Raw genomic sequence first — 11704 nt, 5'->3', positions numbered from 1 at the left:
CTCATCATCCCCGCTCGCCGGAGACGCACCCCCATGACCTCGACCTCACATCCGTTACGCACCAAGGACACCATGAGCCAGCACCCCACCGCCCGGGCCGAAACCTCCGCCGTCGCCACCGTCGCCAAGCGCCGTGACTGGTGGCGGGACGCGGTGATCTACCAGGTCTATCCGCGCAGCTTCGCCGACAGCAACGGCGACGGCATGGGCGACCTGGAAGGCGTACGCTCCCGCCTGCCGTACCTGCGCGACCTCGGCGTGGACGCCGTGTGGCTCAGCCCCTTCTACGCCTCCCCGCAGGCCGACGCCGGCTACGACGTCGCCGACTACCGGGCCGTCGACCCGATGTTCGGCAACCTGCTCGACGCGGACGCGCTGATCCGCGACGCCCACGAGCTGGGCCTGCGGATCATCGTCGACCTGGTCCCGAACCACTCCTCCGACCAGCACGAGTGGTTCAAGCGGGCGGTCGCCGACGGCCCCGGCTCCCCGCTCCGGGAGCGCTACCACTTCCGCCCGGGCAAGGGCGCGAACGGCGAACTCCCGCCCAACGACTGGGAGTCCATCTTCGGCGGTCCGGCGTGGACGCGGGTGACCGAGCCCGACGGCACTCCCGGCGAGTGGTACCTCCACCTCTTCGCCCCCGAGCAGCCCGACTTCAACTGGGAACACCCGGCGGTCGGCGACGAGTTCCGCTCCATCCTGCGCTTCTGGCTCGACATCGGCGTCGACGGTTTCCGCATCGACGTGGCCCACGGCCTGGTGAAGGCGGACGGCCTGCCCGACCTCGGTTCCCACGAGCAGCTCAAACTGCTGGGCAACGATGTCATGCCGTTCTTCGACCAGGACGGCGTGCACGCGATCTACCGGCAGTGGCGCACGATCCTCGACGAGTACGCCGAGAAGAAGGGGCCCGAAGGGCCTTCGTCGGAAGGGCGGTGGTGGGAGACGGGCGGGCGGATCTTCGTCGCGGAGGCGTGGACCCCGACCGTCGAGCGCACGGCGAACTACGTCCGCCCGGACGAACTCCACCAGGCGTTCAACTTCCAGTACCTGTCGACCGATTGGGACGCGGCCGAGCTCCGCGAGGTCGTCGACCGCACCCTCGATGCGATGCGCCCGGTCGGCGCCCCCGCCACCTGGGTGCTGTCCAACCACGACGTCACCCGGCACGCCACCCGCTTCGCCAACCCGCCCGGCCTCGGCACGCAGATCCGCACCGCGGGCGACCGCGAACTGGGCCTGCGCCGCGCCCGCGCCGCCACGCTCCTGATGCTCGCGCTGCCGGGGTCGGCGTACGTCTACCAGGGCGAGGAGCTGGGGCTCCCGGACGTCGTCGACCTCCCCGACGAGGTGCGCCAGGACCCGGCGTACTTCCGCGGCGCCGGTCAGGACGGCTTCCGCGACGGCTGCCGGGTGCCGATCCCGTGGACGCGCACGGGATCGTCGTACGGCTTCGGCACGGGCGGCAGCTGGCTGCCGCAGCCGGAGGGCTGGGGGGAGCTGAGCGTCGAGGCTCAGAGCGGCGCCGCGGACTCCACCCTGGAGCTCTACCGCGCCGCTCTCGCCGCCCGCCGCGAACACCCCGACCTCGGCGCCGGTGACTCGGTGCAGTGGCTTCGCGCCCCGGAGGGCGTCCTGGCCTTCCGCCGCGGCGAGTTCGTCTGCGTCGTGAACACGAGCGGCGAGTCCGTGACGCTGCCGGCGTACGGCCGCGTGCTGCTCACCAGCGGCGAGATCACCGAGGCGGACGGCGAGGCGAAGGTCCCGTCGGACACCACGGTGTGGTGGACGACGGCCTGACGGACCGAAGCAACGGCCCGGCCCACCGTTCCGCGGTGAGCCGGGCCGCTTGCGTTCACCCGGAGGGGAGGGGAAGCAGCGGGTCCGGGTTTCAACGACGGGTGAGCGTGAGGGAGTTCGTGAGGGAGTTCGTGAGGGGGTTGAGGAGGGCACGTCAAGGTTGCGGATGAAAGTACTTGCTATGACTTTCAACTCTCTTGCTGTAAACCTTTCGTGGCGATACGGTCGCGCCGGCGCCCGGCAAAGACGCCTGGCCGTCATCGCAAGGAGTTACGCCTGTGATATCGAGATGGTCCGTGACCGCGACCGTGCTCGCCGCCACGGCGGCAGCCGTCATCGCCCCCGCCACTCCCGCGTCCGCCTCCCCGCCCGGCGGCAAGGACGTCACCGCCGTCCTGTTCGAGTGGAACTTCGCCTCGGTCGCCAAGGAGTGCACCCGCACCCTCGGCCCCGCCGGCTACGGCTACGTCCAGGTCTCCCCGCCCGCCGAGCACATCCAGGGCTCGCAGTGGTGGACCTCGTACCAGCCGGTGAGCTACAAGATCGCCGGGCGCCTCGGTGACCGCGCGGCCTTCCGGAACATGGTCGACACCTGCCACGCGGCCGGTGTGAAGGTCGTCGTCGACACCGTCATCAACCACATGTCGGCGGGCGGCGGCACCGGGACCGGCGGCTCGTCGTACAGCAAGTACACCTACCCGGGCCTGTACTCGTCGTTCGACTTCGACGACTGCACGAGCCAGATCTCCAACTACCAGGACCGCTGGCACGTCCAGCACTGCGAACTGGTGGGCCTCGCCGACCTGGACACGGGTGAGGGCTACGTCCGCGGCGCCATCGCCGGCTACATGAACGACCTGCTCTCGCTCGGCGTCGACGGCTTCCGCATCGACGCGGCCAAGCACATGGACGCCGCCGACCTCGCGAACATCAAGTCCCGCCTGGGCAACCCGTCCGTGTACTGGAAGCAGGAGGTCATCTACGGCGGCGGAGAGGCCGTCCAGCCCACCGAGTACACGGGCAACGGCGATGTCCAGGAGTTCCGCTACGCCTACGACCTCAAGCGCGTCTTCACCAACGAGAACCTCGCCTATCTGAAGAACTACGGCGAGGGCTGGGGCTACCTGAACAGCGGTGTCTCCGGCGTCTTCGTCGACAACCACGACACCGAGCGCAACGGCAGCACCCTCAACTACAAGGACGGCGCCACCTACACGCTGGCCAACGTCTTCATGCTGGCCTGGCCCTACGGCGCCCCGGACATCAACTCCGGCTACGAGTTCACCGACCACGACGCCGGCCCGCCGAACGGCGGCCAGGTGGACGCCTGCTGGCAGAACGGCTGGAAGTGCCAGCACAACTGGCCGGAGATCAGGTCGATGGTCGCCTTCCGCAACGCCACCCGCGGTGCGGCCGTCACCGACTGGTGGGACAACGGCGGCGACGCGATCGCCTTCGGGCGCGGCAGCAAGGGCTTCGTGGCCATCAACCACGAGTCCGCCTCCCTGACCAGGACCTACCAGACCTCCCTGCCGGCGGGGACCTACTGCAACGTGCAGAACAACACCGCGGTCACGGTCGACTCCGGCGGCCGGTTCACCGCCACGCTCGGCGCGCACACGGCGCTCGCCCTCCACGTGGGCAGATCGAACTGCTGAGCAGGAGCGCACGGATGCGGTGCGGGAGGGATTGACGCTTCCGGAACGCTGCCTTACGTTCCTTCACAGTGGCAACTCCCTGAACGCTGTTCATCATTTCGAACAATCGCCCCTCGGTGTCCCGAGGGGCGACCGCATACCACTGGGAGCGCTCCCATGACGGGACGGATCACGCTGCGCGGCCTCAGGAAGTGGACAGTGACCTCCGTCGCGGTGCTGCTGACGACCGCCGGAATCACGGCGGGGGCCGCGGGGGCCTCACCCGCGGACACCCGGGAGGCCGTCCGGGCGGACGCCTCGGCGACGATCGACGGGTCCACCAGGCACCAGCCCATCGACGGCTTCGGCATCTCCGAGCACTTCGGGCGGGCCGACATCATGCGAGGCTCACAGGGTCTGCCCGCACAACGGCAACGCGAGATCCTCGACCTGCTGTTCAGCAGAACCAGCGGCGTCGGGCTGAGCATCCTGCGCCTCGGCATCGACTCCGGCATCCAGCCGACCGACCCCGGCGGGCCGAACGCCACCCCCGAGTACGTGTGGGACCGCGACGACAACGGCCAGGTGTGGCTGGCCCAGCAGGCCAAGGCGTACGGCGTGAACCGCTTCTACGCCGACGCCTGGACCGCGCCCGGCTACATGAAGACCAACGGCAGCGATGTCAACGGCGGCACCCTGTGCGGCCTGGCCGGTGCCTCCTGCCCGAGCGGCGACTGGCGCAAGGCGTACGCGAACTACCTCGTCCAGTACGCCAAGTTCTACGCCCAGGAGGGCATCCGCATCACCGACCTCGGGTTCACCAACGAGCCCGACTGGACGACCACCTACGACTCGATGCGGTTCACCCACGCCCAAGCGGTCGAGTTCACCAAGGTCTTCGGGCCCGTGGCCAGGGCGGGCGGGTACAAGGTCGTGTGCTGCGACTCCCTCGGCTGGAAGCAGCAGAAGGAGTACACCAGGGCCATCGAGGCCGACGCGACCGCCCGGGGCTACGTCGACACCCACGCCGGCCACCCCTACGCCAGCCCGGTCGACAGCCCGCTGCCGACCGGCAAGCGGACCTGGATGTCGGAGTGGTCGCCCGACGGCTCCACCTGGAACGAGGCATGGGACGACGGCAGCGGCTACGACGGGTTCACCGTGGCCTCCGCCGTGCACGACGCCCTCACCAAGGGCAACACCAGCGGTTATGTCTACTGGTACGGCGCCTCGGTCGGCACCACCCGAGGGCTGATCCAGATGGACGGCGCGAACTACCGCGTCTCCAAACGCCTGTGGGCGCTGGCGAACTACAGCCGCTTCATCCGGCCCGGTGCCACCCGCATCGGCGCCACCGCGTCCGACGCCGCCCTCAAGCTGTCGGCGTTTCGCGACACCGACGGATCCGTCACCGTCGTGGCGCTCAACGCGGCCGCGACCGCCACCCCGGTGTCGTTCAGCCTGCGGAACGTCGGTTTCACCACCGGAACGGCGACGCCGTATCTGACCAACGGCTCCCAGAGCACCGCCCGGCAGTCGGCCGTGCCGGTCACCGGGGGATCGCTGAAGGCCACGGTCCCGGCCCGCTCGCTCGTCACCTACACGATCAAGCGATAGGAGGCACGATGCGCCTGACAAGACTCCTGGGAGTCCTCGTCGGCGGACTCGCCCTGCTGCTCGGCGCCCTGGTGGCACCGACCTCCGCGTCGTCGGAGGCGGCGGCCGCCGCCCTGCCGAGCAGCTACAAGTGGAACTCCAGCGGGGTGCTCATCTCCCCGAAGTCGGACTCCACTCACCAGCTCAGCGGCATCAAGGACCCGTCGGTCGTCTACCACAACGGCGCCTGGCACGTGTTCGCCAGCACCACGACCACCGGCGGCTCGTACAGCATGGTGTACGTGACCTTCCCCAGCTGGCAGCAGGCGGGCTCCGCGAAGCACCACTACCTGGACCAGACCGCGATCGGTTCCGGGTACAAGGCGGCGCCGCAGGTGTTCTGGTTCGAGCCGCAGAAGCGGTGGTACCTCGTCTTCCAGACCGGCGACAACGCGGCCTACTCGACCACGACGGACATCAGCAACCCCAGGTCGTGGAGCGCTCCGAAGAAGTTCTACGCGAACGGCATGCCGCAGATCGTCAAGGACAACATCGGCAGCGGCTACTGGGTCGACTTCTGGGTCATCTGCGACAGCGCCAAGTGCTACCTGTTCTCCTCCGACGACAACGGGCACCTGTACCGGTCGGAGACCACGATGGCCAACTACCCGAACGGCTTCGGCAACACCGTCATCGCCATGCAGGACGCCGACAAGTTCCGCCTGTTCGAGGCCTCCAACGTGTACAAACTCAAGGACTCGAACACCTATCTGCTGCTCGTCGAGGCGATCGACGGCACCGGCAGGCGGTACTTCCGGTCCTGGACGTCGACCAGCATCACCGGCAGGTGGACCCCGCTGGCCGACACCGAGTCCAACCCCTTCGCACGGGCCAACAACGTCACGTTCAGCGGCACGCCCTGGACCCGTGACATCAGCCACGGCGAGATGGTCCGCCACTTCAACAACCAGACCCTCACCATCAATCCGTGCCGCCTCCAGTTCCTCTACCAGGGCAAGGACCCGGCGGCCGGCGGCCCCTACAACACCCTGCCCTGGCGGCTGGGACTGCTGACGCAGACGAACTCCCCCTGCTGAAAATTCTTACCGATCGTTTCAGGACTCTTGCTGTAAAGCTTTCGGCGGCGATACGGTCACGCGGGGTCGGACCCAAGAGAGCCGCATCGCAAGGAGTCCACGTCAGTGATACCGAGTTGGCCGGCGCCGCCATGGCGCCGTACCGCACATGCCGGACGGGTCGCTGCGGTCACCGTGACCGCGCTGGCCGCAGCGCTCGTCCAGCCCCTCGCCGCCGGGGCGGCCACCCCGCCGGCGCCCCCGTCCGACGCGAAGCTCGCCGCCGAGCCGGCCCGGCACGACGCCACCCGCGAGCAGTTCTACTTCGTCCTGCCGGACCGTTTCGCCAACGGCGACCGCGGCAATGACAAGGGCGGATTGACCGGATCCCGTCTCACCACCGGCCACGACCCCACCGACAAGGGCTTCTACCAGGGCGGCGACCTCAAGGGCCTGACCAAGAGGCTCGACTACATCAAGGGCCTCGGCACCACCGCCATCTGGATGGCCCCCCTCTTCAAGAACGAGCCCGTACAAGGCACCGGCTCGAACGCCTCCGCCGGCTACCACGGGTACTGGATCACCGACTTCACCCAGGTCGACCCGCACTTCGGCACCAACAAGGACCTCCAGACCCTCATCGACAAGGCGCACGCCAAGGGCATGAAGGTCTTCTTCGACGTCATCACCAACCACACCGCGGACGTCGTCGACTATGAGGAGAAGTCCTACGACTACCTCTCCAAGGGCGCATTCCCGTACCTGACCAAGGACGGAAAGCCCTTCGACGACGCCGACTACGCGGACGGCACCGAGCGCTTCCCCGCGGTCGACTCGGACTCCTTCCCGCGCACGCCCGAGGTCAGGAAGAACAACAAGGTCCCGTCGTGGCTCAACGACCCGACGATGTACCACAACCGCGGCGACTCCACCTTCGCCGGTGAGAGCTCCACCCACGGCGACTTCAACGGCCTCGACGACCTGTGGACCGAGCGCCCCGAGGTCGTCAGCGGCATGGAGAAGATCTACCAGCGCTGGGTGCGGGACTTCGACATCGACGGCTTCCGCATCGACACCGTCAAGCACGTCAACATGGAGTTCTGGACCCAGTGGGCCACGGCCCTCGACGCCTACGCCGCCAAGAAGGGCCGCGACGACTTCTTCATGTTCGGCGAGGTCTACTCCGCCGACACGGACATCACGTCCCCGTACGTCACCCAGGGCCGCCTCGACGCCACGCTCGACTTCCCCTTCCAGGAGGCGGCACGCCAGTACGCCTCCCAGGGCGGCAGCGCACGCAAGCTCGCGGGCGTCTTCGGCGCCGACTACAAGTACACGACCGACAAGGCCAACGCCTACGAGCAGGTCACCTTCCTCGGCAACCACGACATCGGCCGCATCGGGTACTTCCTGAACCAGGACAACCCGAAGGCCACCGACGCCGAACTGCTGAAGAAGGACCGGCTCGCCAACGAGCTGATGTTCCTCAGCCGCGGCAACCCCGTCGTCTACTACGGCGACGAGCAGGGCTTCACCGGCGCAGGCGGCGACAAGGACGCCCGCCAGAGCATGTTCGCCTCGAAGACCGCCGACTACCTCGACGACGACCAGCTCGGCACCGACCGCACCCACGCGAGCGACGCCTACGACACCAAGGCCCCGCTCTACCGGCAGATCAGCGCCCTGTCCAAGCTCCGCAAGGCCCACCCGGCCCTCGCCGACGGGATCCAGACCGAGCGCTACGCGGCCGACGGCGCCGGCGTCTACGCCTTCTCCCGCACCGACGCCAGGACGGGCACCGAGTACGTCGTCGCCTTCAACAACGCCGACGAGGCGAAGTCGGCGACCTTCGCCACCGGTTCGGCCCGCATGGTCTTCAAGGGCATCTACGGGACCGGCGACTCGGTCAGGAGCGACGGCGACAAGAAGGTCACCGTCACCGTCCCGGCCGGCTCGGCGATCGTCCTGAAGGCGGCCGGCAAGCTCGCCGGGCCCGCCACGAAGCCGACGCTCACCCTGAAGGCCCCGGCCGCCGGAGCCACCGGCACCGTGGAACTCTCCGCCGACGTCGACGGCGGTCAGCTCAACCGCGTCGTCTTCGCCGCCCAGGTCGGCGACGGCAAGTGGCGCACCCTCGGTTCCGCCGACCACGCCCCGTACAAGGTCACGCAGACCATCGGCGAGGACGTGCCGCCCGGCACCGCCCTGCGCTACAAGGCGGTCGTGATCGACTCGGCGGGCCGTACGGCGAGTGCCACGGCGGCCTCCGCCACCGGCACCCCGCCCGCGCCCGAGACCCCCACGGCCGCCTCCCGCGACCACGCGATCGTCCACTACAAGCGCGCCGACGGCGACTACGCGAACTGGGGCCTGTACGCCTGGGGCGACGTCGCCGACGGCGAGTCCACCCAATGGCCGGACAGCCACCCCTTCGTCGGCCGCGACTCCTACGGCGCCTTCGCCTACGTCAAGCTGAAGCCGGGCGCCTCGAACATAAGCTTCCTCGTCATCGACAAGGACGGCGACAAGGACATCTCCGCCGACCGCACGATCGACCTCACGAAGACCGGCGAGATCTGGATCGAGCAGGGCGAGGAAGCCGTACGCACCGAGAAGCCCGCGGCCGACTACCCGGCTCCCGACAAGACCAGGGCGACCCTCCACTACCACCGCGCCGACGGCGACTACGACGGCTGGGGCCTGCACGTCTGGACGGGCGCCGCGAACCCCACCGACTGGTCGAACCCCCTGAAGCCGGTCAAGACTGACCCTTATGGTGCGGTCTTCGAGGTACCGCTCACCGACGGTGCCACCAGCCTCAGCTACATCATCCACAAGGGCGACGAGAAGGACCTGCCCGCCGACCAGTCGCTCGACCTCACGGCGAACGGCCACGAGGTGTGGCTGGTGAGCGGCCAGGAGAAGTACCTGCTCCCGCAGCCGGCGGGCTCGGCGGCCGCGCTCGACCTGACCACCTCCAAGGCGGTCTGGATCGACCGCGACACCCTCGCCTGGAACGGCTCCGAGGGCGCCGCCTCCACCCAGCTGCTGTACTCGCGCGACGGCTCGATCGAGGTGAAGGACGGCGCGCTGACCGGTGACGACGCTCGCTGGCTCCGCCTGTCCAGGACCTCCCTCACCGACGCCCAGAAGGCGAAGTTCCCGCACCTGAAGGACTACGCAGCCTGGTCGGTCGACCCACGTGACCGCGACCGGGTCCGCGAGGCCGTCAGGGGCCAGATCGTCGCCTCCCAGCGCGCTGCCGACGGCGCCGTCCTGGCCGCGACCGGTGTCCAGATCGCGGGCGTGCTCGACGACCTGTACTCCGGGGCGACGAAGTCCGACCTCGGCCCGACCTTCGACAAGGGCCGGCCGACCCTGGCCGTCTGGGCGCCCACCGCGCAGTCCGTCAAGCTGGAGATCGGTGACTCCACCGTCGCCATGAAGCGGAACGACAGCACCGGCGTCTGGTCCGCCACCGGCCCCAGGTCCTGGAAGAACCAGCCGTACCGGTACGTCGTGAAGGTCTGGGCGCCCAGCGTCCGGAAGGTCGTCACCAACAAGGTCACCGACCCGTACTCGGTCGCCCTCACCGCGAACTCCCAGCGCAGCCTGGTCGTCGACCTGAACGACAAGTCCCTGACCCCCGGCGGCTGGTCCACGTACACCAAGCCCAAGGCCGTACCGCTCAAGGACGCCCAGATCCAGGAGCTGCACATCCGGGACTTCTCGGTCGAGGACAAGACCGCCGAGCACCCCGGCACCTACCTCGCCTTCACCGACAAGGCGAGCGACGGCTCCAGGCACCTGCGTGAGCTGGCGAAGGCCGGCACCTCGTACGTCCATCTCCTGCCCGCCTTCGACATCGCCACCATCCCGGAGAAGAAGTCCGAGCAGGCGACCGTCGACTGCGACCTGGCCTCCTTCCCGGCCGACTCCGACAAGCAGCAGGAGTGCGTGGCGAAGATCGCCGCGAAGGACGCCTACAACTGGGGCTACGACCCGTACCACTACACGGTCCCCGAGGGCTCGTACGCCACCGACCCGGACGGCACCGCGCGCACGGTCGAGTTCCGCAAGATGGTCAAGGCCCTCAACGAGGACGGCCTCCGCGTCGTCATGGACGTCGTCTACAACCACACCGCCGCGAGCGGCCAGGCGGACACCAGCGTCCTCGACCGGATCGTCCCCGGCTACTACCAGCGCCTCCTCGCGGACGGCTCGGTCGCGAACAGCACCTGCTGTGCCAACACCGCCACCGAGAACGCCATGATGGGCAAGCTGGTCGTCGACTCGCTCGTCACCTGGGCCAAGGAGTACAAGGTCGACGGCTTCCGCTTCGACCTCATGGGCCACCACCCGAAGGCCAACATCCTGGCGGTCCGCAAGGCCCTGGACGAGCTGACCCTCGCCAAGGACGGCGTCGACGGCAAGAAGATCATCCTGTACGGCGAGGGCTGGAACTTCGGCGAGGTCGCCGACGACGCCCGCTTCGAGCAGGCCACCCAGAAGAACATGGCCGGCACCGGTATCGCGACCTTCTCCGACCGCGCCCGTGACGCCGTGCGCGGTGGCGGCCCCTTCGACGAGGACCCCGGCGTCCAGGGCTTCGCGTCCGGGCTGTTCAACGAGCCCAACGCGTCGCAGAACAACGGCAGTGCACAGGAGCAGAAGGCGCGGCTGCTGCACTACCAGGACCTGATCAAGGTCGGGCTGTCCGGCAATCTCGCCGGTTACCGCTTCACCGACACCAGCGGCAAGGAGGTCAAGGGCTCCGAGGTCGACTACAACGGCGCACCCGCCGGCTACGCGGACGCCCCCGGCGACGCCCTCGCCTACGCCGACGCGCACGACAACGAGTCGCTGTTCGACACCCTCGCCTTCAAGCTGCCCGCGACGGTGAGCGCCGCCGACCGCGCCCGTATGCAGGTCCTCGCCATGGCCACGGCCACCCTCTCGCAGGGCCCGGCGCTCTCCCAGGCCGGCACCGACCTGCTGCGCTCCAAGTCCCTGGACCGCAACTCCTACGACAGCGGCGACTGGTTCAACGCCATCCACTGGAACTGCGCCGACGGCAACGGCTTCGGCCGGGGCCTGCCGATGGCGGCCGACAACGCGTCCAAGTGGCCGTACGCCAAGCCCCTGCTGGGCAGCGTCAAGGTCGGCTGCGAGCAGATCGAGGGGGCCTCGGCGGCGTACCGGGACCTGCTGAGGATCCGGTCGACGGAGTCGGCGTTCTCCCTCGGCACGGCGGCCCAGGTGCAGTCGAAGCTGTCCTTCCCGCTGTCCGGGCCGGACGAGACGCCCGGCGTGATCACCATGCGGCTCGGTGACCTCGTCGTCGTCTTCAACGCGACGCCCGAGAAGCGGGAACAGCGGATCGGGTCGCTGGCCGGCGAGGGCTATGAGCTGCATCCGGTACAGGCCGCGGGGGCGGACTCTATCGTCAAGTCATCGTCCTATGAGCAGAATTCCGGCACGTTCGCCGTTCCGGGGCGTAGTGTCGCCGTCTTCTCACGGATCCCCTGACGCGGCGCTAGCTTGAGTGGGGCGGACCCGGTGCGCCGGGCCCGCCCCATCCGTGTGTGTACC

4 protein-coding genes and 1 pseudogene are annotated in these 11704 nt (G+C 68.8%); all 5 read left to right on the top strand.

Annotated elements, in window-relative coordinates; genetic code table 11:
• Positions 1-72: 72 nt before the first annotated feature.
• The 5 genes and pseudogenes from ABZ078_RS05370 to pulA all read left to right on the top strand — a co-directional run bounded on the left by ABZ078_RS05370 (position 73) and on the right by pulA (position 11641).
• The gene (locus ABZ078_RS05370) at positions 73-1803 is read left to right on the top strand and encodes a glycoside hydrolase family 13 protein (protein WP_356571852.1); all 1731 of its coding nucleotides are present in this window, start codon (positions 73-75) and stop codon (positions 1801-1803) included.
• 281 nt (positions 1804-2084) lie between these two features.
• A complete protein-coding gene (locus ABZ078_RS05365) occupies positions 2085-3461 on the top strand; it encodes an alpha-amylase family protein (protein WP_356572092.1) in 1377 nt (458 codons plus the stop codon).
• Between the two features lie 156 nt (positions 3462-3617).
• A complete protein-coding gene (locus ABZ078_RS05360) occupies positions 3618-5057 on the top strand; it encodes a glycoside hydrolase (RefSeq protein WP_356571850.1) in 1440 nt (479 codons plus the stop codon).
• A 101-nt stretch (positions 5058-5158) separates the two neighbouring features.
• Positions 5159-6133 (top strand): annotated as a pseudogene (locus tag ABZ078_RS05355) (non-reducing end alpha-L-arabinofuranosidase family hydrolase); the annotation flags it as partial.
• A gap of 105 nt (positions 6134-6238) precedes the next feature.
• Positions 6239-11641: a pullulanase-type alpha-1,6-glucosidase gene (gene pulA / locus ABZ078_RS05350; RefSeq protein WP_356571848.1), complete on the top strand. Its 5403-nt coding sequence runs from the start codon at positions 6239-6241 to the stop codon at positions 11639-11641.
• Positions 11642-11704: the final 63 nt, after the last annotated feature.

The sequence above is a fragment of the Streptomyces sp. NPDC006385 genome (assembly GCF_040612485.1).
In the GTDB taxonomy this organism is placed as follows: Bacteria; Actinomycetota; Actinomycetes; order Streptomycetales; family Streptomycetaceae; genus Streptomyces.
The sequence above is the reverse complement of the archived record's forward strand: the minus strand, read 5'-3'. Positions and strand labels throughout refer to the sequence as shown.